Below are 25657 nucleotides of genomic sequence, written 5' to 3'. Positions count from 1 at the left end.
CCCGATGCAATCAGAAAACCCCGCCGCAAGGCGGGGTTTTTTTGTGGGCCGCTCTACGCCCGCCGGCAGATCCACGCCCTGCGGGGAGGATCTCAGCGCACGAACACCTTCTTCGCCCCGTACTCCCACGTCCACGGCACGCCGGTATCGCCCAGCACGAAGGCCACCAGCGCCGGGAACGTCGCCTCGGCCCGCACATCGTTGCCCAGGATCACCACGCAGCGCTGGCCCTGTTCGATGCACACCAGCGTGTTGCCCACCGCATCATCATGGCCGCCCTTGTAGAAGCCGGCGCCCTGCGGCCCGCTGAAGGTGACCACGCCCAGCCCGGCCGACAGGTCCTTGCGACGCTGCGCCACCGGCAGTTCCGGCTGCAGCGTGGGGAACTGGCTGGCGGTGGTGATCGGCAGCTGCGGGCGCACCAGGTCACGCCGCGCAGCCGTTGAAAGGCCGTTGCCGCTGACATAGCCGGCAGCGAAGTTGGCCATGTCGGCGATGGTGGTATCCATCGAGCCGGCCGCACGCACGCGGCTGCGCTCATCGTGCGGTTCGGCCGTGCCGTCCTGGGTCCAGCCATCGGCCAGGTTGCCGGCAAAATCCGCGCGCCACATCATGCTGGTACGGGGCATGCCGAAGCGGTCGAACACCCGTTGCTGCATCAGTGCACCCACGTCCTGGCCCAGCCCGCGTTCCAGCACGAACTGCAGCAGGATCAGCCCTTCGCCGCTGTAGCCATAGCGGCTGCCCGGGTCGAAGTGGAACGTCAGCTTGCCGTCGGGTTCGAGAAACCCGAAGTTGGCAAAGCCGCTGGCGTGGTTCAGCAGCAGGCGCGGGGTCAGCTGCCGCCAGCGTGCATCGTCGGCCAGCACGGTGTAGTCGGCGTACTTCTTCGGTTCGGCCGCGTAGTCGGGCAGCGGCTTGGCCAGGTCGTCGGCGATGGAGGCATCCAGGCCGATCACCTTGTCCTGCGCCAGCTGCGCGACCAGATGCCCGAACGCCATCTTGGTCAGCGATGCGGCATACATCACCGTGTCGGTCTGCAGGGGATCGCCGGCGGCGTTGCGTTCGCCATAGGCGGCCACGTGCACCACCCTGCCGCGGTCGATGACCGCCAGCGCCATGCCGCGGGCCTGCGCGGCCTGCATCAACCGGCGGGCTTCGGCATCGATCTGCGCAGGGGAAGGGATAGGGCGTTGCGCGGCCAGGCAGGCCAGCGGGAACAGCGTCAGCAACAACAGGACAGCACGGCGCATGCGTGGGACTCCCGGGAGGACGTGGCGCCGATCCTACGCGGGCCCGGCGCCGTCGTCATGGCCGAAGGTCATCCCCCGGCCTGGCGCCGCAGGCAGATGCGTTCGGCGCCGGCGCTGATGTCGACCTGCCCATCACGCAGGGCATCGGCCCCCAGGATCAGCGCAGGCCGGTCCTCCAGCCCGATGGCCCGGAACACCGACAGCGCGCTGATGCGTACTTCCATGGCCGGGTGTTGCCATCCCGCGCTGGCCAGCACGGGCAGGTCATGCAGCCAGGTCGGCTGCGGCTGGCCGCCCAGGCCCTCGGTCCCCTTGGCACGCACCCGCACCCGCGCGTCGCTGCCATCGATGCGCAGGCCCAACGCCCGGGCGGCGGCCAGGTTGAGCACGGTCTGGGCGGCACCGGTATCGACCACCGCGATGGCCGGTACCTGCGGCTGGCCCAACTGCACGGTGATGATGGCGAAATCGCGCAGGCCCTCCCCGCGGTGTGGCAGTGCATTGGGCTGGCAGCCGGCGCCGTTGCCCAGCGTGCCGGGCTGCCACAGTGCCAGCGTGCCGCCGGCGAAATCCCAGCGCGTATCCCAGCGAGCGGTGATGTCGTTGCCGATGATGCCGTCGATGGCCGGGGCATCGCCATTGGCCAGGTTGCCCAGATCGGCCTGCACGCCGCTGGCCTCGAACTGCAGGCTGCCCAGCTGCCAGCGCGTGCTGCGCAGGCGGCGCAGTTCCGCGCCCTGTGCGCTGGCGCCCTGCGCCTGGCTGACCGGTGCGGTGGTGTCCTCCAGCCCGTAGCGGCGTGCCACCCGCCCATCGACCAGCGTGGCACCGGCCGCACTGTCGACCACGAAGCGCAGTGGTTCGGGTCGCCCCTCCAGCGTGACAGCGATGGCGGGGTGGTTTGACTGCATCCACAGGGGCAGCGCATGGACGGGCGCGGTAGTGGGCAGGGCGGCGGCAAGCAGGGCGAACAGGGGCATGGCGATGGGCCGTCAGGAAGGAGCCGCCATTCACGCGCGCAGCGGTATCGCGCGGATGTCCGGGTTGATACCGTGCCGATACACAGCCCGGGGATACTGAGCGCATGACTGCTCCTGCCCGCATCATCGTTGTCGATGACGATGCCAGCATCCGTGATGCCATCGCCGACTGCCTGGAACTGCAGGGCTACCAGGTGCGCCTGGCGGCCGACGCGGTGGCGCTTGACCAGCTGCTGCAGACCGAGCGCCCCGACGCGATCATCCTGGACTGGATGATGCCCGGCGAAGATGGGCTGTCGGTCTGCCGCCGGCTGCAGGCGCGGGCCATTCCGATCCTGATGCTGTCGGCGATGGGCAGCACGCCCGACCGGGTGATCGGGCTGGAAATGGGCGCCGATGATTACCTGGCCAAGCCGTTCGACCCGCGCGAACTGCTGGCGCGCGTGCGCGCGCTGCTGCGCCGGCAGGACAAGCTGCGCGTGCAGGAAGTGGTCGAGCTGCGCTTTGCCGGCTGGCGGTTGTTGCCCGCGCAGCGGCAGCTGATCGCACCCGATGGCAACGACGTGGCGCTGAGCCGCGGTGAATTCACGTTGCTGCAGGTGTTGGCCGAGCGCGCTGGGCGGGTGCTGCATCGCGAGCAGTTGATGCAGCTCACCCGGGGGGATGACAGCGAGAGCGTGGACCGCGCGATCGACCTGGCCATCAGCCGCCTGCGGCGCAAGCTCGGACAGGCCGCCACCGGCGGCGAGGTGCTGGTGCAGACCCTGCGCGGCGAGGGCTACCGCTTCAGTGCGGTGGTGGAGCGGTTGTGATGCGGCGCGGGTCGACCACCCGCTGGATCGTGATGCTGGCCACCACCAGCGTGGTGCTGGCCACGCTGGTGAGCATCCTGGTCATTGCCTGGATTCCGCGCCCGCCACCGCCGGCGATGCGCCTGCAGGAGGCCGTGCAGGTGCAGCGCGGCCAGGTGTCCGCGGCAGCCGTGGGCCTGCGCGTGAGCCTGCGCGCGACGCCGCCACAGGGCACCCGCAGCGACTGGCTGTCACGCCTGGCCGCGCAGCAGCTGGGCCGGCCACCGGCACAGGTACGCCTGGTCTGGGTGGGGGGCGGCAAGGTGCCGGAGGTGCAGGTGATCGAAGGCGGTACGGTGCTCGATGGCGGTGGCCGTGATCGTGTCCTGAAGGAGCAGGGCGCGTTGCTGGCGGCCATGCAGTGGCCCCTGTTCGAACTGGGCGTGCAGCAGCCCGACGGGCGTTGGCAGGTGGTGGGCAGCGACTACAGCGGCCTGTCGGCGTGGCGCCGGCAGGCACTGCTGGCATTGCTGGGGGGGATGGTGCTGCTCGCTCCGCTGGTCGCCTGGGCCGCCGTCCGCCTGGGCCGCCCGCTGCGCCGCCTGGCCGAGGCCAGTGAAGTGATCGACCTGCATGCCTCCACGCCGCTGCCCAACGACGGGCCGCGCGAAGTGCAGGTGCTGGCCGATGCCATCCATGCCGGGCGCGAACGCCTGCGTGAGCAGGCGCAGGAAATGACACGCATGCTGGCGGCGGTGGCGCACGATCTGCGCACGCCATTGACCGGCCTGCGCCTGCGCGCCGAGTTCGCTCCCCCGGCGCAGGCCGCGCGCATGGTGGCCGACATCGAGCGCATGAACAGCATGATCACGCAGGTGCTGGACTATGCCCGCGGTGAACTGGAACCGCCGGATCTGCAGCTGCTGGATCTGGTGCCGATGCTGGAGGACAGTGTGCACGCCGCGCGGCTGCGTGGCGTGGCGATCCACGCCGATCTGCCTGCAACGCTGCCGTGGGTCGCCGACGCACTGCTGCTGCGCCGTGCGCTGGACAACCTGATCGACAACGCGGCGCGCTACGCCGGTGCGCTGGAACTGCATGGGCAGCAGCACGGTGACACGCTGCACCTGGATGTTCTGGACCGTGGCCCCGGCATTCCCCTCGTGGATCGTGAGCGCCTGCTGCAGCCGTTCCAGCGCAGCGAGGCCTCGCGCAGCCGCGCCACCGGCGGTGCGGGGCTGGGCCTGGCCCTGGCGGCCAATGCCGCGCGCCAGCACGGCGGGCAGCTGCAGCTGCTGGATCGCGAGGGGGGGGGATTGAGGGCCCGGTTGCTGCTGCGCAGGGCTCCGTAACGTGGGCTGGACGGCACGCTTCCCTGCCGCTGCCGCCGGCCTGAACGGTTGTTGCAGTTGCTGTTGAAACATTTTGCACTGCGCAAAAGCTGTGTTATCAATAGCCCCATGAACGCAGCCGCTACCCGCTTTTACTGGTATTACTTTCCGAAGCCACTGGCGGAGGAAGGACTGCGCTCACCCTGAAGAAACCTTCAGACGCATTCCCGAAAGCCGCCAGCGAACCTGGCGGCTTTTTTCATGCCGCCACGCTGGGGACCCCCAACGTTCCGGAGATCTCCCCCATGCCCCCCCATACCGACGACCTGCGCATCCGCAAGATCGAACCGTTGACACCGCCGGCCCAGTTGCTGGCGCTGCTGCCCTGCGACGATGAAGCCTCCGCCACCGTCAGCGCCTCGCGCGCGGCCCTGCACGAGATCCTGCATGGCCGCGACGACCGCCTGGCCGTGGTGGTCGGGCCCTGCTCGATCCACGATCCCGTCGCTGCCATCGAATACGCCCGGCGCCTGAAGCCGCTGCGTGACGCGCTGGCCGGCGAACTGGAAATCGTCATGCGCGTGTACTTCGAGAAGCCGCGCACCACGGTGGGCTGGAAGGGCCTGATCAACGACCCGGACCTGGACGGCACCTTCAACATCAACAAGGGCCTGCGCGTGGCGCGGGGCCTGCTGCGCGACATCAACAAGCTGGGCCTGCCGGCCGGTGTCGAATTCCTTGACGTGATCTCGCCGCAGTACATCGCCGATCTGGTCGCCTGGGGCGCCATCGGCGCGCGCACAACCGAAAGCCAGGTGCACCGCGAACTGGCCTCGGGGCTGTCGTGCCCGGTCGGCTTCAAGAACGGCACCGATGGCAACGTGAAGATCGCCGCCGATGCGGTCGGTGCGGCGTCCAACCCGCATCATTTCCTGTCGGTCACCAAGCAGGGCGACACCGCCATCGTGGCCACCGCCGGCAACCCCGATTGCCACGTCATCCTGCGGGGCGGCAAGCAGCCCAACTACGATGCGGCCAGCATCGCCGAGGCCTGCCAGGTGCTGGCCAAGGCCAAGCTGCCGGCCCGCCTGATGGTCGATGCCAGCCATGCCAACAGCCTGAAGAATCCGGACAACCAGCCCCGGGTGATCGATGACATCGCCGTTCAGCTGGAAGACGGCGAACAGCGCATCGTTGGTGTGATGATCGAGAGCCATCTGGTGGGTGGCCGCCAGGAGCTGGTGGAAGGGCAGCCGCTGATCTACGGACAGAGCATCACCGATGGCTGCATCGATTGGGACACCACCGTGCAGGTGCTGGAGCGGCTCGCCCTTGCCGTTCGCGCCCGCCGTGAGGAGACGGTGTCCGAAGCTGCCTGAGTGCGGCACGCGTGTGGATGGCGGCCTGCGCCTGCGGGGGTGCGGCCGCGATCAATGGTGGACGCTGTGTTGGCAGCGTCCGCGTCCGCACCGGCGATGCGCCTGGCGCTGCGCATGCGCGCCAGCGCCAGGTCCATCGCCGGGGTGGTGGAGCGGGGCGGCGTGCCCCGGCCCCTTCAATGCACCTCGTCGTGGTACACGAACTTGGGCATTTCCCAGCGGTAATGGATGGCCAGCAGGCGCAGCGCGAAGCCGCCGCCCAGGCAGCACAGGATGGCCACGCTGTCGGCCACGTTCCAGTACAGCAGCAGCAGGTACGCCGCACCGGTCAGCAGCGAGATGATCGCGTACAGTTCCTTCTGGAAGATCAGCGGCACTTCGTTGCAGAGGATGTCGCGCAGCACGCCACCGAACGCACCGGTCAGCATGCCGGCGATCAGCACGATGGGCGTGGCGTGGCCCGCATCGCGTGCGATCGCGCAGCCGATCAGGGTGAAGGCGATCAGGCCCAGGCCATCGAGTACCAGGAAGGTACGGCGGAAGTGGTGCATCCAGCGCGCCACCCAGGTGGCGATCAGCGCCGCACACACGGTGAAGCCCAGGTACTCGGGGTGCTTCACCCAGCCCAGCGGGTAGTGGCCGAGCAGGATGTCGCGCAGCGAACCGCCGCCCAGGGCGGTCACGCAGGCGATCATGACCACGCCGAACAGGTCCATGCGGCGGCGGCCGGCGGACAGCGCGCCGGTCATGGCTTCGGCGGAAATGGCGATCAGGTAGATGATGGACAGCAGCATGGGACAGGCTCCGGGCGCGGATGGGCCGGCCATGCGCCCATCACGCCATTGCCTGCGCAATGACGGGATGAGGATGACCGGTGCCGCTCCCGCTGTCCTTTTGCCTGAGAGTTCAGCGGCGTGGGCCGCGTGCCCCTTCGGCGGATCGTCCCGGGCATGCCCGGGGACCTCTCTCCAGCTCGGCGAGTCGGATGCATGGTTGGTGGGATTCCAGCCCACCGGCCTGAGCGATCATGGGAGCCTGCGCCTTCGGCGGGCGCCAGCGCGGCGCCTCTCTCCTGCATCCGGGGGCAGTATATCCGCTGCACTGCAGCACGGCATAATCCGGGCATGGCCCCGTCCCTCCGTCCGTGGTTCCTGTACCTGCTCGAATGCCGTGACGGCAGCTTCTACGCCGGCATCAGCACCGACGTGGACGCCCGTTTCGCCGCCCACCAGGCCGGCAAGGGCGCGCGCTATACCCGCGCCCGTCCGCCGCTGCGCATCCTGGCCGTGCGTGAGTACCCGGATCGCGCTGCCGCCTCGCGTGCCGAATGGCAGCTCAAGCAGCAGCCGCGCGAGCGCAAGCTGGCCTGGCTGCTGGCGCCGGATCCGGCCCCCCTGTAGATCCACCCCATGCGTGGATGGGGTGATCCCATGCGATGATCGCCCCGCCCTCAGCGCTGGAGATCCGGATGTCCGCCGTTGCCCTGCTGTTTGCACTTTCCGCCGCTGCCAGCCCCACCGCCGATCCCGCCACGATCGCCGCCATCGAGGCCACCTGCCACGATTACGTGGATGGCCAGCTGGAAGGTGACCCGCAGCGCGTGGCCCGTTCGCTGCACCCGGACCTGGCCAAGCGCGCGGTGCTGGGGGATACGCCCGACGAGCGCCTGGGCCTGCGCCGGATGTCGAAGGAGGAACTGGTCGCACTGACCCGGCAGGGGGCGCTGAAGACCCCGAAGGACCAATGGGACCGCCGCTGCACCGTACTCGATGTGACCGGCAATGCCGCCTCGGTGCGATTGGAAACCCCATGGTTTGTCGATTACTTCCACATGGGGCGCTTCGACCAGCGCTGGGTCATCGTCAACGCGCTGTGGTACCCGAAGCCGAAAGCGGACTAGGCAATGCCCGGCGCAACGCAGAGGCCCGCCATCCACGCATGGCGTGGATCTACCGGTCGAGTGCAGTGCGTGAATCATCTTCCAGCATGATCAGGAGGATTGCCTGCTCGGGTAGATCCACGCCATGCGTGGATAGGGCGCAGCAAGTTACCGGGGCCGGCGATCCTCCTGGTCATCGCCAAAAATGATCCGCGCACTGCGCTGGTAGCTCCAGTACGCCACGGCCCAGTTGAGCAGCACCACGATGCGGTTGCGGAAACCGATCAGGAAGAACACGTGCGCGGCCAGCCAGAACCACCACGCCAGGATGCCGGACAGCTGCAGCCGGCCCAGGTGCACGATCGCGGCCATGCGGCCGATGGTGGCCAGGTTGCCGAAGTCGGCGTACTTGAAGGGCCCCGGAGAGGGCTTGCCGTGCAGCCGTGCGCGGATCGTCGCGGCCACGTGCTTGCCCATCTGCTTGGCCGCAGGGGCAACCCCCGGCACCGGTTTGCCGTCGGCCTGGCTGACGGCGGCCAGATCGCCGGCCACGAAGATGTCCGGGTGCCCGTCCAGGGTCAGGTCGGGCTGCACCGGCACGCGGCCGGCGCGGTCCAGCGGCACCTCCAGCGTGCGTGCCAGCGGCGAGGCGGCAACGCCGGCGGCCCAGACCACGGTGCGCGCGGCGATGAACTGCCCGCCCAGCTGGAAACCTTCGCCATCGATGTGGCTGACCGGGGTGCCGGTCAGCACGTCCACGCCGAGTTTTTCCAGCTGCCGGCGGGCCTTGAGCGAAAGCACCTCGGGGAAGCTGGACAGTACGCGCGGGCCGGCTTCCACCAGACGCACCTTGGCACTGGCCGGGTCGATATGGCGGAACTCATTGCGCAGCGTGTGCCGTGCGATCTCGGCCAGGGTGCCGGCCAGTTCGACGCCGGTCGGGCCGCCGCCGACCACTGCAAAGCTCAGCCACGCCGCCTTCTTCGCCGGGTCCGGTTCGGCCTCGGCACGTTCGAAGGCCAGCAGCAGCTTGCGGCGCAGCGCGATGGCGTCATCCAGGGTCTTCAGGCCGGGCGCATCCTCGGCCCACTGGTCATTGCCGAAGTAGGCATGGGTGGCACCGGTGCACAGCAGCAGCGTGTCGTAGCCCAGCGCGGTGCCGTCGGCCAGGTGGACCTGGCGCCCGCCCTTGTCGATGGACACCACCTCGCCCAGGCGCACTTCCACGTTGCGCTGCTGGCCGAGGATGTGGCGCAGCGGCGCGGCGATGTCCGGTGCGGACAGGCCGGCGGTGGCCACCTGGTACAGCAGCGGCTGGAACAGGTGATGGTTGCGGCGGTCGACCAGGGTGATGCGCATCCGTTCGCCGGCCAGGGCGCGGGTGGCCCAGAGGCCGGCAAATCCGCCGCCGACGATGATCAGGTGGGGGACACGATCACGGCTCATCGATTCACTCCAGTGTGGGGAGGGTGGGGGGGAATCGAGCGTCATCTTCGCACGTCACGTCGCGTGCCAGCGGCAAGGCGCATACTGCAGTTCAGACAGCCGCCGAGGAGTTCCTGTGTCCGAACCGGAAAAGCGCATCGCCCTGCTGATCGACGCCGACAATGCGCCGGCCTCGAAGATCGATGAAGTGCTGGCAGAGGTGGCGCGCTACGGCGTGGCCAATGTCCGCCGCGCCTATGGCAACTGGAAAAGCCCGCGCCTGAAGGGCTGGGAAGCCGTGCTGCACGAGTACGCGATCCGCCCGATCCAGCAGTTCGCCTACAGCAAGGGCAAGAACGCCTCGGACATGGCCATGGTCATCGATGCCATGGACCTGCTGTACGCACGCAACCTGGACGGTTTCGCCATCGTGTCCAGCGATGCCGACTTCACCCCGATGGTGATGCGCCTGCTGACCGACGGGGTGAAGGTGTATGGCTTCGGCGAGAAGAAAACCCCCGAGCCCTTCGTCAATGCCTGTTCCAAGTTCACCTACCTGGAAGCACTGGGGCAGGCCCATGCCTCCACGCCGGATGTCGAACAGGCGCCCAGCGAAACCGTGGCCAGTGACGAGGCACGCCCGCGCAAGTCCGGTGCGGAACTGCGCAGCGACACGCGCCTGGTGAAGATGCTGCGCCGGGCCGTGTCTTCGGCCGAAGGCGAGGATGGCTGGTCCCACCTGGGGCCGGTGGGCAGCCAGATCGGCAACCAGGCTTCGTTCGATCCGCGCAACTATGGCTATGGCAAGCTCAGCGACCTGCTGGCCGCCATCGGCCTGTTCGAACTCAAGAAGGACGGCAAGTCCTCCTACGTGCGCGCACTGCCGAAGAAGGTCAGGTAGCGCCGGGCCATGCCCGTCCAAGTCGTGGGGGCATCACAGCGTGCGTGCCCCCGCGTTGGCATAGCCTTCGGCGACGCCCCTGCTGAAGTCCTCCACACCGTTGGAGGCCAGCAGCAACAGCCCGGCGCACAGCATCAGGTTGCGGCTGGAACGGCGGTACCCCAGCACCAGCGCGGTCACGCCCAGTGCCAGCAGCGTGTAGTTGGCCACATCCCATGCGTTCATCTCGTCACTCCTTGTCGATGGGCGTATCGTAGCGGCTCCGCGCCATCGTCGCGCACGCCTGCCTGCAAGGAATACCCGCATGTTGAAGATCTGGGGCCGCCGCAATTCCAGCAACGTCCGCAAGGTGGTGTGGTGTGCGGAAGAACTCGGCCTGGCCTACGAATCGATCGAGGTCGGCGGCAGCTTCGGTGGCAACCGCACCTCCGAATACACGGCGATGAACCCCAACGGGCTGGTGCCGGTGATCGAGGATGAAGGCCTGGTGCTGTGGGAATCCAACAGCATCGTGCGCTACCTCGCCTCACGCCATGCCGCAGGCACGCTGTATCCGCTGGACCCGGCGCAGCGCGCGCAGGGCGAGAAGTGGATGGACTGGACCATTTCGCGCATGGCGCCGCTGTACTCGGAACTGATCTGGGGCGTGATGCGCACGGCACCGGCCGACCGCGATGAAACCCGCATCAATGCCGCGCTGGTGAAGGCCAGCGACCTGCTGGCAATGGCCGATGCCACGCTGGCCCGGCAGCCGTACCTGTCCGGCGAGCAGTTCGCGATGGGGGACATTCCGCTGGGCGCACTGGTCTATGCCTGGTTTGAAATGCCGATCCAGCGCCCGCACATGCCGCACCTGGAAGCCTGGTACGCCCGCCTGCGCGAGCGCCCGGCGTACCAGCGCGGCGTGATGACCTCGATGACGTAAGGGGGAAGCCGGGCATGCCCGGCACCGCCGTCAGTACAGATCCACCGGGTCCACATCCAGCGACCAGCGCACCTTGCGTGCCTCCGGCAGTGCGTACAGCTGCGGCACCCGCGTATCGAGCAATGCGTGCAGCGGCGGCCGCTGCGCGCACGACAGCAGCAGCTGGGTGCGCTGGTAGCCCGCACGCCGTGGCATCGGTGCCGGCATCGGCCCATAGACATCCACCGCGCGCTGTTCGCCCAGCAGGCTGCGTGCGGCCAGCAGGAAGGCATTGGCATGCTCAAGCTGCTGCGCTTCGGCACGCAGCAGCGCCAGGTGCGCGAACGGCGGGAAACCGGCGGCCTGGCGCTGGTTCAGTTCGGCCTGCGCGAACGGGTGGTAGCCACCGCTGACCAGCGTTTCCAGCAGCGGGTGGCCGGGGTGGTGGGTCTGCAGCCAGACTTCGCCCGGGTCGCGTGCGCGGCCGGCGCGGCCGGCGACCTGGATCAACTGCTGCGCCAGTTTCTCGCTGGCGCGGAAATCGGCCGAGAACAGCCCTTCGTCGATGCCCACCACCACCACCAGGGTGAGCTTGGGCAGGTCGTGCCCTTTGGCCAGGATCTGCGTGCCGACCAGGATGCCGGCCCTGTCCCCCAGCGTGGCCAGCTGCTGTTCCAGTGCGTCACGGCGCGCAGTGGTGCCGCGGTCGATGCGCACCACCGGGTAATCGGCGAATGCACTGGCCAGGTGTTCTTCCAGGCGTTCGGTGCCGATGCCCTGCGGCTGCAGCGCCAGGCTGCCGCAGGCGGGGCAGGCCAGCGGTGCCGGCTGCCGTGCGCCGCAGTGGTGGCACTGCAGCCGGCGGCCGCCGCCGTGCACGGTCATCGGTGCGTCGCAGCGCTGGCACGGCGCGGTCCAGCCGCAGTCATGGCACAGCAGCACCGGTGCATAGCCGCGGCGGTTCTTGAACACCAGCACCTGCTGGCCCGCGCGCAGGTGCTGGCCGATACCCTCCAGCACATCGGCGGACAGGCCATCACGCAGCGGCCGTTTGCGCACATCCAGGATGCGCACCCGTGGTGGGCGCGCATCGCCAGCACGCTGTTTCAGGCGCAGGTGGGCGTAACGGCCGGCATGCGCGTTGTGCAGCGATTCCAGCGACGGCGTCGCGCTGCCCAGCAGCACCGGCACGCCCAGCGCCTTGCCACGTACCAGCGCGAAATCACGCGCGTGGTAACGGATGCCGTCCTGCTGCTTGTAGCTGCCGTCGTGTTCCTCGTCGATGATGATCAGCCCGGCCGCAGGCAGGGGCGTGAACACCGCCGAGCGCGTGCCGACGATCACCCGTGCTTCGCCGCGCGCGGCGGCGGCCCACACGCGCGCGCGTTCGTTGTCGTTCAACCCCGAATGCAGCGCGTGCACGGCGATTCCCAGGCGCCCGCGGAAACGGGCCAGGGTCTGCGGCGTCAGGCCGATTTCCGGCACCAGCACCAGCGCCTGGCCGCCGCGTGCCAGGCACTGCACGATGGCCTGCAGGTACACCTCGGTCTTGCCGCTGCCGGTCACTCCGTCCAGCAGGAAGGGCTGGAAGCCGTCAGCGCTGTTGATCGCGGCGACGGCGGCGGCCTGTTCCGGGTTCAGGCGGGGTCCCGGCAAGGGCTGGGCGTGCTGCGGGGCCACGCTCAGCCCGATGCGCTCGACCAGGCCGCGCTTGGCCAGGCTGCGCGCTGCGCCGCGCCAGTCCTCCATGCGTGCGCCCAGCACGTCCTCGTCCACCACGGCGTCGGCCAGCAGCTCGGCCAGTTGCCGTGGGCGGCTGCCGGCCCGCAGCCGGTCGCGCTGGGCGTGGCCGTCGGCGGTCAGCTGCCAGCCCCAGTGGTGGGTGTCCGGCAGCGGATCGCCCTGGCGCAGGGGGGCGGGCAGGGCGGTGCTGAGCACCTCGCCCAACGGGGCATGGGTGTAGCGCGCCAGCCACTGCAGGCTCTGCCACAGCTCGCCCTGGAACAGCGGGGCTGGATCGGCCCAGGCCAGTGCCTGGCGCAGCCCCTGCCCGTCATCCAGCTGGCCATGGCCCGCCACCAGGCCGACCAGCTCGCGGTTGCCGAACGGCACTTTTAGCCGGCAGCCCACCGCGACCTGCGGCGCCGGGCCGTCCGGGGCCAGGTAGTCGAACAGCCGCGGCAGCGGCACGGGCAGGGCGACCTGCAGGGTCGGAATGGGTCCAGGCATCGGGCCAGTGTAGCGGTCCGGTGCCGTGCGCTGGCCGGGGTCGGGCAAGGGCGACAGTCATGGGGCGGACCATAAATGCCACCTAAATATCGGTGTCTATTGGAGATTCAGTCTTATCCACATCTTCTGTGGATAACGTTGTGCGTTAACGGTATACGAGGCGCTCCAATGCCGATGGCAACGGCGTTACGCTCGGGTTGGTCAAAAAATAGCCACATACAAAAGTATATTTAAATCAATACTTTGCATGTGAAACAAAGCTGAAACAGGGTGAATGGCCACCGTCACAGGGGTTTTCCCGCAGGGTTTCTTGACGCTGTGCACAACCTGCAGCACGAAGCGCCCGGCGGCGCAAGTCCTGCCGGCCATCGATGGGCTGCCGCTATCATTCCGATAGATCCCTGGAGTGACTGATGACGGCTGCGCCCGCCCCTGTTTCCCCGACTGCGGCCGCTGCGCTGTCGGCTTTCCTGCGAGGCGTCGAGCGCCGTGCCCTGGTGGTTGCTGAACTGCAGTGTGGTGATGCCGCGCGTGCCGAGCAGGCCCTAGTGGCGGTGATGCGCGCCTTCACCGCCGTGGCCAGCGACCTGCCGATGGCACAGTGGCCACCCCGCTTCTGGGCCCTGCTCGCCCAGCGCCAGGCGTTGCGTGAACCGGCCGGAGGCCATTGGCCGGCACCGCTGCAGCACCTGGGTACGCTGCCGCCGCTGCCGCGCCTGGCCCTGCTGCTGCGGGTGGGGGGCAGCCTGGATGAAGGCATTGCCGCGCGCGTGCTTGACCAGGAGGAGGCGCATTACCAGGCCCTGCTGGCCCAGGCCTGCCCGCGTGACGGCCGTGGCCAGCCCGATGCGGTGGCCTGGCGTGCCGTGGCCGAGCGGGTGCAGCAGCAGGTGCGTGAGCTGCCGCTCAAGCGCCTGCAGCAGTTGCAGCAGCCGGCCGCGCCGCCGGCGCCGGGCAGCAAGGACAACAACAGCCGCAGCTGGCGTGCCCCCGTGGCGGACGAACGTCCCGCCCCCCGGCGCCGTCGTGGGGGCGGCCGCCCGCGCTGGCGTGGCCCGGCCATCCTGCTGGGCACGGTGGTGGTGCTGCTGCTGGCCGCACTGGGCTGGCGTCACTGGCAGGGCCGCACGGTGGCCGCCGCGGGCGATCTGCCCGACGGGGTCGTGGCGGAAGCCGGCCCGGTCAGCGTGGAAGCGCTGCCGGACAGCACGGTCAGCCCCGGGCCTGCCGCCGCCGGGGCGCAGGCGGCCGAGGATGCCCAGATGCTGGCCGATCGTGATTCGGCCCTGGTCCCCGATGCGGACCTGTATGCCTGGATGGCCGCCGGTGGTCCGCTGCCGGTGGACGAATCCACTCCAAAGCCCACCCGCCCCGAGCCGGTGGGTGCCGCACTGGAGACGGCGGCGGCTGATGAATAAGATGCTGCTGCCGATCCTGCTGCTGGTGCCGGCGCTGGCCGCTGCCACCCCCAACAACCGCCTGCCGGTGCCGTTGCCCGCCCCGGATAGCAGCACCGCCGTCGGGCCGGCCCCGTGGCAGCAGCTGGACCCGGCGCAGCAGCGCCAGCGGCGCACCGACTACGCGGCATGGCGGGCCCTGCCGGACAGCGAGCGCGAGCACATCCGCCAGGCCGCTGCGCGCTTCAACGCCCTGCCGGCCGACCAGCAGCAGCGCCTGCGCACGCAGTTCAACGCCCAGGACCAGGCCTTCCGCGATGGCTGGCGCCTGGGGCCGCAGCTGGGCCTTGCGTTCCCGAAGCTGCAGGGCCTGTTCGGGTTCGTGCCCGCCGGGGAGCGCGAGGCCACGCTGGCCGTGCTGCGCCAGCTCAGCCCGGCACAACTGGTCCAGTTGTCACTGGTGGCCCAGCGCACTCCGCCACAGGATCGCGACAGCGTACGCAGCGCGTTCCTGGCGGTGCCAGCGGCCGAACGCGACAGCTGGCTCAAGCGTCAGGCCGGGCAGTAACCCCATCGGGGCCGGACAGGCCCCTTTTTGGTGCCGCCCGCGCGTAAAATGGCGGCCCGCTACCCGGTGCCTGTGCCCTTCGCGCGCAACCGTAGTCGCGTCCTGCAACGCCATGTCTACCGCAACCCCCTCGCCGCGCTTCAGCAAGGAAGTCGGCGCGACCGGTCTGCTCGCCCTGCCTCTCGTGCTCGGGCATGTATCGACCGGTCTGATCTCCTTCGTCGACAACGTCATCGCCGGCCACCACGGCACCCAGACCCTGGCCGCAGTCACCATCGGCACGGCCCTGCTGTGGCTGCCGATGCTGATCCCCATCGGTACGCTGATCTCGCTCACCGCCTCGGTATCGCAGCTGCACGGTGCCGGCCGCGAGCGCGAGATCGGCCCCCTGTTCCGCCAGGCGCTGTGGCTGGCGCTGGGCCTGGGGCTGATCATGTTCACCTTCCTCACGGTGGTGCCGCCGCTGCTGCCGGCCTTCGGCATCGCGCCGGACATCGTGCCCGGCGCCACCGGCTTCCTGCATGCCGTGCGCTGGGGCGGGCCCGCGCTGACGCTGTATTTCTGCATGCGCTACCTCAGCGAAGGCATGCACTGGACGCTGCCGACCATGCTGCTGGGCTTCGGCGGCCTGCTGGTGCTGGCGCCGATGGGCTACGTGCTGGCCAACGGCAAGCTTGGCTTCCCGGAACTGGGCGCCGAGGGCCTGGGCATGGCCTCGGCCATCATGATGTGGCTGCAGGCCATCGCGTTTGCCACCTACCTGTGGCGGACCAAGCGCTTTGCCCACCTGCAGCTGTTCTCGCATTTCGAGCCGCCGCGCCTGCCTGCCATCTGGGACCTGCTGCGGACCGGCCTGCCGATCGGCATCACCGTGCTGATGGAAGGCGGCCTGTTCATCGTCACTGCGCTGCTGATCGGCCGCCTGGGCGCCAACGAGGCGGCCGCACACCAGATCGCCATCAACGTGGCGCAGCTGTGCTTCATGATCCCGATGGGCGTGGCCGAAGCGACCACCGTGCGCGTGGGCCATGCGGTCGGCCGTGGCGATGGCTTCGGCGTGCGCCGCGCGGCCTGGGCCGGCTACGCGATCATCATGGGCACGCAGACACTGTCGGCGGCCGTGCTGCTGTTCGGCCACGATGCCATCGTCGGTGTCTACACCAACGACCTGGCCGTGGCCGGGCTGGCCTCCACCCTGCTGCTGTATGCGGCCACCTTCCAGTTCCCCGACGGCATCCAGGTGCTGTCCGCCGGCGCGCTGCGCGGGCTGAAGGACACCCGCGTGCCGATGTTCATCGCCATGTTCGCCTACTGGGGCCTGGGCATGCCGCTCGGTGCCGGCCTCGGCCTGGGCTGGGGCATGGGCCCGCAGGGCATGTGGATCGGGCTGATCGTCGGCCTGACCGCCGCGGCGGTGCTGATGGGCTGGCGCCTGTACCGCAGCAGCGCCCGGATAGGGCAGTCATCGTTGACGTGACTGTCCACGCCGTTGCCCGATCATGACCGCCGCACCCCTGACTTGTGTCCGATGCCGCCACGACCGGCATTGTCTAAGCTGATCCAGCACATACACTGGCATGACGCCAACCGGAGCAATCCATGAATCAACCCGTGCCCCCACTGCCCCCGCTGCCCCCCGCGCGCCGCAACCCGGTCGCCAGCTTCTTCGTGGGCCTGTGGGACGTGATGAACTTCACCCGCCGGTTGATCCTCAACCTGCTGTTCTTCGGCCTGCTGCTGCTGATCCTGATCGGCATGGTCGTGGCCGCCGGCATGGGCGCCAGCGGCAGCAAGGCGCTGCAGGACCGCACCACCCTGGTGATCGCACCGGAAGGCCGCCTGGTCGAGCAGTTCAGTGCCGACCCGGTCAGCCGCGCGCTGGCCAAGGTGGTGGGCGACAACGGTGCCGAGGAAATCCAGCTGCGTGACCTGATCCGGGTGATCGAGGCCGCCAAGGATGACAAGAAGATCGAGCGCGTCGTGCTGGAACTGGACAAGCTGCAGCCGTCCGGTTTCGCCTCGCTGCGCGAAGTGGCCGCCGCGCTGCAGGAGCTGCGTGCCTCGGGCAAGCAGATCGTGGCCTTCAGCCAGAGCATGAGCCAGGCGCAGTACCTGCTGGCCGCGCAGGCCGACGAGGTCTACCTGGACCCGATGGGGTCGGTCGTGCTGGAAGGCCTGGGCCGTTACCGCCAGTATTTCCGCAGCGGCCTGCAGGACAAGCTGGGCGTGGACGTGCACCTGTTCAAGGTGGGCGAGTACAAGTCGGCCGCTGAACCGTACGTGCTGGATGCGGCCTCGCCGGCCTCCAAGGAAGCCGACCTGTACTGGATGAACGACGTGTGGCAGCGCTACCTGGGCGACATCGCCAAGGCACGCCGCCTGGACCCGGCACAGCTGGCCGCCGGCATCGACACCCTGCCCGAAGGCATCGCCGCCGCCGGTGGCGACCTGGCCAAGTTCGCGCTGCAGCAGAAGCTGGTCACCGCGCTGAAGACCCGCGAGGAGTTCGAGGACCTGATGATCGAGCGCGGCGTGGCCGACGACGATGCCGACGGCGGCTTCCGCAGCGTCAACCTCGATGCCTACCAGACTCTGGTCGATGCCCGCCGCAACCCGGTGGATACGCGTCCGCAGGTGGCGGTGGTGGTCGCGGCCGGCGAGATCAGCGGCGGCGATCTGCCGGCGGGCCGCATCGGCGGCGAATCAACCTCGGCGCTGCTGCGCGAAGCGCGTGACGACGACCAGGTGAAGGCCGTGGTGCTGCGCGTGGATTCGCCCGGCGGTGAAGTGTTCGCTTCCGAGCAGATCCGCCGCGAAGTGGTGGCCCTGCAGGCCGCCGGCAAGCCGGTGGTGGTGTCGATGGGTGACCTGGCCGCCTCCGGTGGCTACTGGATCAGCATGAACGCCGACCGCATCTATGCCGATCCCTCGACCATCACCGGTTCGATCGGCATCTTCGGCATGATCCCGAACTTCAACCGTGCGCTGGACAAGATCGGCGTGCATACCGATGGCGTGGGCACCACCCGCTTTGCCGGTGCCTTCGATGTCACCCGCCCGATGGACCCGGCCGTGGGCCAGGTCATCCAGTCGGTCATCGACAAGGGCTATGCCGACTTCACCGGCCGCGTGGCCGAAGCGCGCAAGAAGCCGGTCGAGGCCGTGGACGAAGTGGCCCGTGGCCGCGTCTGGAGTGGTGCGCAGGCCAAGGAACGGGGCCTGGTCGACGACTTCGGCGGCCTGAAGGAAGCGGTGGCCGATGCGGCCGGCCGCGCCAAGCTGGGGGCCACCGACAAGTACCGCGTGCGCTACATCGAAAAGGCCGCCTCGCCGTTCGCGCAGTTCGTCAGTGGTTTCGCCGGCAGCCGCGCCGGTGCGTGGATGCTGTCCGATTCGGGCATGGCGCGCATGATGCTGGCCCGCACGATGCCGGAAATGGATACCCAGCTGCGCTTCGTGGAGAACGCGGCCCGCGACAAGGGCAACGGCGCCCCGGTCAAGGCTCTGGCCTACTGCTTCTGCGGGTTCTGACCGGGTAACGCATCCACGCAGGGCGTGGATCGGCTGGAAACCAGAACGCCCGGCTTTGGCCGGGCGTTTTTTTTGTCGGGTACCGCCGGGCGTGGCCTGGTGCCTGCCGCGCTACTGCGCGTCGGCCGCGGCCTGCTGTTCGCGCTTGGCCGCATCGTCCACGGTCTTCTGCACGCCTTTGGCGCGGTCCAGCGGCGCGTTGACCGCCTGGCGCAGCGCCTGTGGTTCCGGCGGCTTGTCACGGTCGGGCGTGGGCGGGCGTTGGCAGGCGGCCAGCAGGGGAAGCAGGCACAGGGCCAGGGACAGGGCGCGCATGGCGTTACTCCACGGTGGCGGTGAGGCGAGTGTGCCACCGGCGGCGGCCGCGCACCGTGAGCGCGTATCCTTGCGGCAACGAAACCGGTTGGGCGCAGGCCCGGAGGAAGCATGAACCCGCAGCGTTGGCGCCTGGATGGACAGACCGCCCTGATCACCGGGGCCAGTGCCGGCATCGGCCTGGCGATCGCCCATGAACTGGCCGGTTTCGGCGCCGACCTGATGATCGTCGGGCGCGACCTGGATGCGCTGGAATCGGCGCGCGACGAACTGCTCGATGCCTATCCCCAGCACCAGGTGCATGCGCTGGCGGCCGATGTGTCCGATGACGAGGACCGCCGGCAGATCCTGGACTGGGTGGAGGACCATGCCGACGGCCTGCACATCCTGGTCAACAATGCCGGCGGCAACGTCACCAAGGCGGCGACGGAGTATTCCGAGGACGAATGGCGCGGGATCTTCGAGACCAACCTGTTCTCGGCCTTTGAACTGGCGCGTTATGCGCATCCGCTGCTGGCCCGCCACGCGGCGTCGAGCATCGTCAACGTCGGCAGCGTATCGGGCCTGACCCATGTGCGCAGCGGCGTGGTGTACGGCATGACCAAGGCGGCCATGCACCAGATGACGCGCAACCTGGCGGTGGAGTGGGCCGAGGATGGCATCCGGGTCAATGCCGTGGCCCCGTGGTACATCCGCACCCGTCGTACGTCCGGTCCGCTGTCCGACCCGGACTACTACGAGGAAGTGATCGCACGCACGCCGATGCAGCGCATCGGTGAGCCGGAGGAAGTGGCCGCTGCGGTGGGCTTCCTGTGCCTGCCGGCCGCCAGCTACGTCACCGGCGAATGCATCGCCGTGGACGGTGGCTTCCTGCGCTACGGGTTCTAGCCAGCAGATCGGGGGCGCTGGATCCACGCCCTGCGGGGATGGCGCGGTCCATGGCGCCAGGCGCTTTGCCCGGTACTGGCGGTTACTGCGGTACCGGGCAATGACTGGCCTGCAGCACGCCCTGCAGGCGCTGGCGTTCGGCCTGCGCGGCGGCCTGGTTGTCCGGCGTGGCGAAGCGTTCGCGGCCGCGGGCATCGCGGAAGCGCTGCTGCCAGGTGCCACAGGCCTGCTCGGCCGGCACTTCGGTGCAGGTATCGCGCACGACTTCGCAGCTGGCCGCGTTCACCGGTGTCGCACCACCGCCCAGTCCGCTGATGGCCAAGGCCACGCAACGGGGCGGGGCGGGTTCGCGCTCGTGCAGGTAGCGGCCGCCATCGGCGCCCTGGCACTGGAAGATCGGCGGCAGGGGAAGCGCCGCAGCGGCATCGGCATCCGCGTCGACGGCCGGTTGGGCGCGCGGCAGCAACGCGCTGTCGAGGATGGCGTCGCCTCCCTCATGCTCGACCATGCGCGCTTCCATGATCGTGCGTTCTTCGCCGGCGCGTGGTGGTGCGGGGGGCGGTGCGGCGGTGGCCGCCGCTGCCGTGTCGGCTGCCGGGGCCGCGGCACGAGGCGCGGTGTCGGGCACTGTCAGGATGCGCTGCTGGCTGCCGGCGGGGCAGGGCGTGCGCTGCAGGGTGGGGACACCGTCGCCGGACGCACAGCGGTAGATGACGGTGTCCTGGGCCAGCGCGGTGCCTGGCAGCAGGCACAGGGCCAGCCAGAAGAATCGGTTCATGCGTGCAGGGTACACCGCGCCGGTGCAGGCCTAGCGGCGCCCGCAGTCCTGCGCGATGCGGGCATCGATGCTGCGCTGTTCGCGGGTGATGGCCGTGCGTTCACTCTGCAGGGCACTGTTGTAGCGCCGGTCCAGTTCCCAGCGGCGGTCGTCCAGGCGCGCGCAGACTTCCTGCTGTGGCAGCGCATGGCAGGTGTCGCGGACCAGGATGCTGCCAGCGGGCAGGCTCACCCCGACACCGACCGAGGGCGGGTGCGGATACCCGCCCGGCCCACGCAGCGGCTCGGCGCCGGCAACCTCGGCCGGCCTGACCGGTGCGATGCCGCCGCCGCGCCCGTCCCAGGGCCGGCGATGCGGCGCCCAGGCCGTGGCCCACAGCGGCACCCAGCGTGGGTTGCCCTCGTTGCTGTCGCTGACGTAGCGGTCACCGTCCTGGCTGATGCATTCGTACATCGGCTGCGGCGGCTGCACGAACACATGGCGCACTTCGCGTTCGGGCCGGGGGGCGGCTGCGTCGGCGGGCGGGGCATCACTGCGTACCCCCCGCGGTGCCGGATCACGCGGGCGCTGCAGGTCGCGGACTTCCTGCCTGCCCTGGCTGCATGGGCGGTCCTGCAGGGACACGCTGCCGGTGCTGCTGACGCAGCGGTACACGCGCACCTCATCGGCCGTGGCCACGGTGGCCGCGGGCAGGCACAGGCCCAGCAGCAGGAGCAGGCGCAGCAGGTTCATGGGCGCAGCGTGCGTGAAAGCGGGCGGCCGCGCAATCACCGGGTCAGGACCGCAGCACCTGGCCGCTCAGGGCATCGCGGATCGGCGTGGGCTGGGCCAGGCCGCCGGTATCGCCATCGAGGATGCCATCGAGCAGGCGCAGCAGGCGCGGGTCCAGTTCGGCGCGCGCGCGCGCGGGGGGCTCGCCGGCCAGGTTGGCACTGGTGGACACCAGCGGACCGCCCCAGGCACGGCACAGCGCCGCCACCAGCGGGTGGTCGCTGATGCGCACGGCAATGCCGCTGTGCTCGCCGGTGATCCAGCGCGGCGCGCGCGGGCCGGCCGGCAGGATCCAGGTATTGGCGCCTGGCCAGCTGGCCAGGACTTCGCGCTGGCGCGCATCGGGCAGCGCGTGCAGGTGCACCCAGTGCTGCAGCTGCGGCAGCTCGGCGGCGACCAGGATCATGCCTTTCTCGATCGGCCGCTGCTTCAGCCGCAGCAGGGCATGCACGGCGGTTTCATGGCTGGGGTCGCAGCCCAGGCCCCAGACGGCCTCGGTGGGGTAGGCGATGACGCCGCCCGCGCGCAGGGTCGCGACGGCGGTGTCCAGGGTGAGTTCTTTCATGGGGGCGACGTGCCGGGCCGGGACGGCCGGCCTGTGGGCCGATTATCCTCCCCGCGCGTGCACAACGGGTGGATCCTGTGGGGGCTGGCCGGGCGCCTGGTGGGGCGGACCTGGGTCCGCGCACCCCCTCATCCACGCAGGGCGTGGAGCTACTTCTTGACGGCCTTTTTCACGGCCTTCTTGGCTGCCTTTTTGGCCGGTGCCTTCTTGGCGGGGGCTTTCTTGGCAGCGGCCTTCTTCGGCGCGGCGTCCTTCTTCACCGCTTCCTTCTTCACCGCCGCCTTCTTGGCCGGGGCCTTCTTCGCAGCGGCCTTCTTGGCGCCGAAGCCCTTGCGCACCGGCTTGCCGGTTTCTTCCATCAGCTGCTGCACTTCGGCCAGGGTCAGCGAGGCCGGTTCGCGATCCTTGGGGATCTTGCCGTTCATCTTGCCGTCGCTGATGTACGGGCCGAAGCGGCCGTTCAGCACCTGGATGTCGCTGCCGTCGAATTCCTTGATGATCCGGTTGCGCGCGATCTCTTCCTTCTCTTCGATCAGGAACACGGCGCGGGCCAGGTCGATGGTGTACGGGTCATCTTCCTTCTTCAGCGAGGCATAGGTGCTGCCGCGCTTGGCGAACGGGCCGAAGCGGCCGATGCCGACGCTGACCGGCTCGCCGTTGTCCTCGCCCAGGGCGCGCGGCATCAGGAACAGTTCCAGCGCGTCTTCCAGGGAAATGGTGTGCATCGACTGGCCGGGGCGCAGCGAAGCGAACTTGGGCTTCTCCTCGGCGTCCTCGGCGGTGCTGCCGATGGCCGCATACGGCCCGAACCGGCCCAGCCGCACGCTGACCGGCTTGCCGGTCTTGGGGTCGGTGCCCAGCTCGCGCGCGCCACTGGCTTCGGCGCGGTCGACCGATTCCTTCTTGTCCTCGACCAGTTCCTTGAACGGTTCCCAGAAGCGCGACATCAGCGGGATCCACTCTTCCTCGCCACGCGAGACGGCATCGAGCTCGTCTTCCAGCTTGGCGGTGAAGTCGTAGTCCACGTACTGGGTGAAATGGCTGGACAGGAACTTGGACACCGCGCGGCCGACGTCGGACGGGCGGAAGCTGCGGCCTTCCATTTCCACGTACTTGCGGAACAGCAGGGTCTGGATGATCGAGGCGTAGGTCGAGGGACGGCCGATGCCGTACTCTTCCAGCGCCTTCACCAGCGCCGCTTCGGTGTAGCGCGGCGGCGGCTGGGTGAAGTGCTGCTCGGCCAGGACGCGTTCCAGCGGCACGCGGTCGCCGGGCTTCATCGCCGGCAGCTTGCGGCCTTCGTCTTCATCCTCGGCGCTCTTGTTGTCCTTGCCTTCCTCGTACACGGCCAGGAAGCCGGGCACGACCACGGTGGTGCCGCTGGCGCGGAACACGTGCTCGCTGCCGGCCGACAGGTCGACGCTGACGGTGTTGAGCGTGGCCGGGATCATCTGGCAGGCCACGGCGCGCTTCCAGATCAGCTCGTACAGGCGGCGCTCGTCGTCGCTGAGGAAGCGCGCGACCTGGGACGGGGTGCGCAGCGCCGAGGTCGGGCGCACCGCTTCGTGCGCTTCCTGGGCGTTCTTGGACTTGGTCTGGTAGGTGTTGGGCTGGTCCGGCAGCGACGCGATGCCGTAGTCACGGGCGATCACGTCGCGGATCTCGGCCAGCGCGTCCTGCGACAGGTTCACCGAGTCGGTACGCATGTACGAGATCAGGCCGACGGTGCCTTCATCGCCAATGGCCACGCCTTCGTACAGCTTCTGCGCCACCTGCATGGTCTTGCGGGTGGTGAAGCCGAGCTTGCGCGAGGCTTCCTGCTGCAGGGTGGAGGTGGTGAACGGCGGCGCCGGGCGGCGCTTGCGTTCCTTGCTGGCCACGTCGGTGACATGCAGCGCGCCCTGCGCGGCCTGCTGGATGCGCAGGCGTGCCGCTTCAGCGGTGTCGCCGTCGGTGATGGTGAACTGCTCGAACTTCTGCCCGTCCAGCTTGATCAGCTTGGCGTTGAAGTGCTGGCTGGGGTGTGCGCACTCGGCGGCGATCGACCAGTATTCGCGGGCGATGAAGGCTTCGATCTCCTCCTCGCGCTCGACGATCATGCGCAGCGCCGGGCTCTGCACGCGGCCGGCGGACAGGCCGCGCTGGACCTTGCGCCACAGTACCGGGGACAGGTTGAAGCCGACCAGGTAGTCCAGCGCGCGGCGCGCCTGCTGGGCATCGACCAGGTCGCTGGCGATCGCGCGGGGCTGGTTGATGGCTTCCTTGATGGCGCGCGGGGTGATTTCGGTGAACACCACCCGCTGCATGGGCTTGTCCTTGACCAGCCCGCGTTCCTTCAGGATCTCGGCGATATGCCAGCTGATCGCCTCACCCTCGCGGTCCGGGTCGGTCGCCAGCAGGATGTCGTCGGCGCCCTTGGCGGCCTTGGCGATGGCATCGACGTGCTTCTCGTTCTTGTCGATGACGTCGTAGTGCATGGCGAACCCGTTGTCCGGGTCGACCGCGCCTTCCTTCGGAATCAGGTCACGCACATGCCCATACGAGGCCAGGACCGTGTAGTCCTTGCCGAGGTATTTGTTGATCGTCTTGGCCTTGGCGGGCGATTCGACGATGAGCAGGTGCTTGGGCATGTCGGAGGAGGTCTGTGGGCGGACCGGGGGGGAGGGGCCGCTAGGGTGGAGCAAATGGACGCATTAGTGAAGCGGCCACGGCGAAATCCATAAACCGAACGCCCGGGTGTGGACCGGGCGTTCAGGTTTCCCTACTAGTGGAATCACGCCCGGGCCGCCCCTGTCAAGCGGCCGGATGTGAGGATGGCCTCAGGCCATCTTGGCGATGTAGCCGATGAAGACAGCCAGCAGGGCCAGCAGGACCAGCAGGCCGATGCCGCCCAGCACCAGCACGATGACGGTGGCCGTGCCCAGTTCCTTGCGCTGCAGGTGGGGCTGGTCGGTGAAGGCCCAGCGATCGACGACCACGGTGTCGCACATCATGTCGTGCAGGGCCTGCTTGCGGTCGGTGAAGGCGGCCATCACATAGCCGATGCACAGCACCAGGCTGCTGACGATGGTCGCGAAGAAGCGGCCGACGCCGCGCAGGAAGGTGATCCGCTCGCCATCCGGGCGCACCACCTTGATGCCGATGGCCATCTTGCCGGGCGTGGCGCCGCCACGGGACGCATGGAAGCCGGCGTAGTAGGCCACGCCCAGCGCCAGCGTCACCAGCAGGTTCACGATCTGGGCCAGCACGCTGCCGGCGGTCTCGCCTGCGGCCACGCTGGCCACGCCACCCACGGCCAGCACCACCACCACCGCCACGATCCAGGTCGCCACGGTGACGATGACGTAGTCGATCAGGTAGGCGGCCACGCGCTTCCAGAAGCCGGCATAGACCACTTCGCCCCCGCTGACGTGCTGGGCGGCATAGGCGGCCGAGGACGGGGCACTGTACGGGGAACTGCTCAGGGCGCCGGTGCCGGGCAGGGGCGCGGTACCGTTGTCGATGGCCGTGTAGTCGCCGCGCAGGTCGATGCCGTTGCCGGCGTCGGTGCTGGCCGATGCCAGCGTCTGCAGGCCCAGTTCGTCCACCACCTGGCGCAGTGCGGCCCATTGCGGCATTCCTTCGCGCCAGACCAGGGTGTCCAGGGACAGCTGGGCGCGCTGGAAGCGCTGGCGGATGTCCTCCACCGGGAACGGGCCGTGGCGCTGCTGGCCTTCTGCGTAATACCACTCAGTCATTGCATCTCCCCCGGTTTCGGGTCGTCCTTGGATCG

General features: G+C 69.2%; 24 protein-coding genes and 2 riboswitches. Of the genes, 12 read left to right on the top strand and 12 right to left on the bottom strand.

Annotated elements, in window-relative coordinates:
• Nucleotides 1-92 precede the first annotated feature (92 nt).
• Together Q9R17_RS06165 and Q9R17_RS06160 are read right to left on the bottom strand one after the other, a co-directional pair.
• The gene (locus Q9R17_RS06165) at nt 93-1253 is read right to left on the bottom strand and encodes a serine hydrolase domain-containing protein (RefSeq protein ID WP_308157553.1); all 1161 of its coding nucleotides are present in this window, start codon (nt 1251-1253) and stop codon (nt 93-95) included.
• 68 nt (nt 1254-1321) lie between these two features.
• Nucleotides 1322-2233 carry an aspartyl protease family protein gene (locus tag Q9R17_RS06160; RefSeq protein WP_308157552.1) on the bottom strand — a complete coding sequence of 304 codons (912 nt, stop codon included), beginning with the start codon at nt 2231-2233 and terminating at the stop codon, nt 1322-1324.
• A 104-nt stretch (nt 2234-2337) separates the two neighbouring features.
• On the opposite strand from Q9R17_RS06160, the gene Q9R17_RS06155 reads away from it, so the two are divergent.
• From Q9R17_RS06155 to Q9R17_RS06145, 3 genes are all read left to right on the top strand, one after another.
• The gene (locus Q9R17_RS06155; protein WP_308157551.1) at nt 2338-3045 is read left to right on the top strand and encodes a response regulator transcription factor; all 708 of its coding nucleotides are present in this window, start codon (nt 2338-2340) and stop codon (nt 3043-3045) included.
• Nucleotides 3046-3077: 32 nt separating this feature from the next.
• Nucleotides 3078-4376, top strand: coding sequence for a HAMP domain-containing sensor histidine kinase (locus Q9R17_RS06150; protein WP_308158292.1), 1299 nt, complete (start codon nt 3078-3080; stop codon nt 4374-4376).
• Nucleotides 4377-4660: 284 nt separating this feature from the next.
• Nucleotides 4661-5734, top strand: coding sequence for a 3-deoxy-7-phosphoheptulonate synthase (locus tag Q9R17_RS06145; protein WP_308157550.1), 1074 nt, complete (start codon nt 4661-4663; stop codon nt 5732-5734).
• A gap of 176 nt (nt 5735-5910) precedes the next feature.
• Here the strand turns inward: Q9R17_RS06145 and Q9R17_RS06140 are convergent, their stop codons facing one another.
• Entirely contained in the window at nt 5911-6528 is a 618-nt protein-coding gene (locus Q9R17_RS06140) for a trimeric intracellular cation channel family protein (protein WP_308157549.1), read from the bottom strand.
• Nucleotides 6529-6612: 84 nt separating this feature from the next.
• Nucleotides 6613-6716: riboswitch (glycine riboswitch) on the bottom strand.
• A 13-nt stretch (nt 6717-6729) separates the two neighbouring features.
• Nucleotides 6730-6819: riboswitch (glycine riboswitch) on the bottom strand.
• Between the two features lie 39 nt (nt 6820-6858).
• Between Q9R17_RS06140 and Q9R17_RS06135 the strand changes: the two genes are divergently transcribed.
• Both Q9R17_RS06135 and Q9R17_RS06130 read left to right on the top strand, forming a co-directional pair.
• Nucleotides 6859-7134: a GIY-YIG nuclease family protein gene (locus tag Q9R17_RS06135; protein WP_308157548.1), complete on the top strand. Its 276-nt coding sequence runs from the start codon at nt 6859-6861 to the stop codon at nt 7132-7134.
• Between the two features lie 68 nt (nt 7135-7202).
• A complete protein-coding gene (locus Q9R17_RS06130) occupies nt 7203-7634 on the top strand; it encodes a nuclear transport factor 2 family protein (RefSeq protein WP_308157547.1) in 432 nt (143 codons plus the stop codon).
• 147 nt (nt 7635-7781) lie between these two features.
• Here the strand turns inward: Q9R17_RS06130 and Q9R17_RS06125 are convergent, their stop codons facing one another.
• Nucleotides 7782-9059, bottom strand: a complete 1278-nt coding sequence (locus Q9R17_RS06125) for an NAD(P)/FAD-dependent oxidoreductase (protein WP_308157546.1) — start codon at nt 9057-9059, stop codon at nt 7782-7784.
• A gap of 115 nt (nt 9060-9174) precedes the next feature.
• Between Q9R17_RS06125 and Q9R17_RS06120 the strand changes: the two genes are divergently transcribed.
• Nucleotides 9175-9939, top strand: coding sequence for an NYN domain-containing protein (locus tag Q9R17_RS06120; protein ID WP_308157545.1), 765 nt, complete (start codon nt 9175-9177; stop codon nt 9937-9939).
• Between the two features lie 33 nt (nt 9940-9972).
• Here the strand turns inward: Q9R17_RS06120 and Q9R17_RS06115 are convergent, their stop codons facing one another.
• Nucleotides 9973-10164: a hypothetical protein gene (locus tag Q9R17_RS06115; RefSeq protein WP_308157544.1), complete on the bottom strand. Its 192-nt coding sequence runs from the start codon at nt 10162-10164 to the stop codon at nt 9973-9975.
• Nucleotides 10165-10243: 79 nt separating this feature from the next.
• Here Q9R17_RS06115 and Q9R17_RS06110 point away from each other — a divergent pair, with 79 nt between their 5' ends.
• Nucleotides 10244-10864 carry a glutathione S-transferase gene (locus Q9R17_RS06110; protein ID WP_308157543.1) on the top strand — a complete coding sequence of 207 codons (621 nt, stop codon included), beginning with the start codon at nt 10244-10246 and terminating at the stop codon, nt 10862-10864.
• A 30-nt stretch (nt 10865-10894) separates the two neighbouring features.
• Here the strand turns inward: Q9R17_RS06110 and Q9R17_RS06105 are convergent, their stop codons facing one another.
• Nucleotides 10895-13072 (bottom strand): primosomal protein N', encoded by a 2178-nt coding sequence (locus Q9R17_RS06105; RefSeq protein ID WP_308157542.1) that lies wholly within the window; start codon nt 13070-13072, stop codon nt 10895-10897.
• A 413-nt stretch (nt 13073-13485) separates the two neighbouring features.
• Here Q9R17_RS06105 and Q9R17_RS06100 point away from each other — a divergent pair, with 413 nt between their 5' ends.
• The 4 genes from Q9R17_RS06100 to sppA all read left to right on the top strand — a co-directional run bounded on the left by Q9R17_RS06100 (nt 13486) and on the right by sppA (nt 18568).
• Nucleotides 13486-14490 (top strand): hypothetical protein, encoded by a 1005-nt coding sequence (locus tag Q9R17_RS06100; protein WP_308157541.1) that lies wholly within the window; start codon nt 13486-13488, stop codon nt 14488-14490.
• Nucleotides 14483-15037 carry a DUF3106 domain-containing protein gene (locus tag Q9R17_RS06095; protein WP_308157540.1) on the top strand — a complete coding sequence of 185 codons (555 nt, stop codon included), beginning with the start codon at nt 14483-14485 and terminating at the stop codon, nt 15035-15037. Before Q9R17_RS06100 ends, Q9R17_RS06095 begins: the two co-directional genes overlap by 8 nt.
• A 112-nt stretch (nt 15038-15149) precedes the next feature.
• Nucleotides 15150-16514, top strand: a complete 1365-nt coding sequence (locus Q9R17_RS06090) for an MATE family efflux transporter (protein WP_308157539.1) — start codon at nt 15150-15152, stop codon at nt 16512-16514.
• 122 nt (nt 16515-16636) lie between these two features.
• Nucleotides 16637-18568, top strand: coding sequence for a signal peptide peptidase SppA (gene sppA, locus Q9R17_RS06085; protein WP_308157538.1), 1932 nt, complete (start codon nt 16637-16639; stop codon nt 18566-18568).
• A gap of 111 nt (nt 18569-18679) precedes the next feature.
• Here the strand turns inward: sppA and Q9R17_RS06080 are convergent, their stop codons facing one another.
• Entirely contained in the window at nt 18680-18883 is a 204-nt protein-coding gene (locus Q9R17_RS06080) for a hypothetical protein (protein WP_308157537.1), read from the bottom strand.
• A gap of 111 nt (nt 18884-18994) precedes the next feature.
• Here Q9R17_RS06080 and Q9R17_RS06075 point away from each other — a divergent pair, with 111 nt between their 5' ends.
• Nucleotides 18995-19771 (top strand): SDR family oxidoreductase, encoded by a 777-nt coding sequence (locus tag Q9R17_RS06075; protein ID WP_308157536.1) that lies wholly within the window; start codon nt 18995-18997, stop codon nt 19769-19771.
• 82 nt (nt 19772-19853) lie between these two features.
• On the opposite strand, the gene Q9R17_RS06070 is transcribed toward Q9R17_RS06075, so the two are convergent.
• From Q9R17_RS06070 to Q9R17_RS06050, 5 genes are all read right to left on the bottom strand, one after another.
• The gene (locus tag Q9R17_RS06070; RefSeq protein WP_308157535.1) at nt 19854-20549 is read right to left on the bottom strand and encodes a hypothetical protein; all 696 of its coding nucleotides are present in this window, start codon (nt 20547-20549) and stop codon (nt 19854-19856) included.
• A gap of 30 nt (nt 20550-20579) precedes the next feature.
• Nucleotides 20580-21281: a DUF4124 domain-containing protein gene (locus Q9R17_RS06065; protein WP_308157534.1), complete on the bottom strand. Its 702-nt coding sequence runs from the start codon at nt 21279-21281 to the stop codon at nt 20580-20582.
• A gap of 43 nt (nt 21282-21324) precedes the next feature.
• Nucleotides 21325-21885, bottom strand: coding sequence for a Sua5/YciO/YrdC/YwlC family protein (locus tag Q9R17_RS06060; RefSeq protein WP_308157533.1), 561 nt, complete (start codon nt 21883-21885; stop codon nt 21325-21327).
• Between the two features lie 149 nt (nt 21886-22034).
• Complete coding sequence (locus Q9R17_RS06055; RefSeq protein WP_308157532.1) at nt 22035-24515, bottom strand: DNA topoisomerase I; 2481 nt, start codon at nt 24513-24515, stop codon at nt 22035-22037.
• 189 nt (nt 24516-24704) lie between these two features.
• A complete protein-coding gene (locus tag Q9R17_RS06050) occupies nt 24705-25622 on the bottom strand; it encodes an RDD family protein (RefSeq protein WP_308157531.1) in 918 nt (305 codons plus the stop codon).
• Nucleotides 25623-25657: the final 35 nt, after the last annotated feature.

Source organism: Stenotrophomonas sp. 24(2023) (genome assembly GCF_030913365.1).
Taxonomy (GTDB): Bacteria; Pseudomonadota; Gammaproteobacteria; order Xanthomonadales; family Xanthomonadaceae; genus Stenotrophomonas.
The sequence above is the reverse complement of the archived record's forward strand: the minus strand, read 5'-3'. Positions and strand labels throughout refer to the sequence as shown.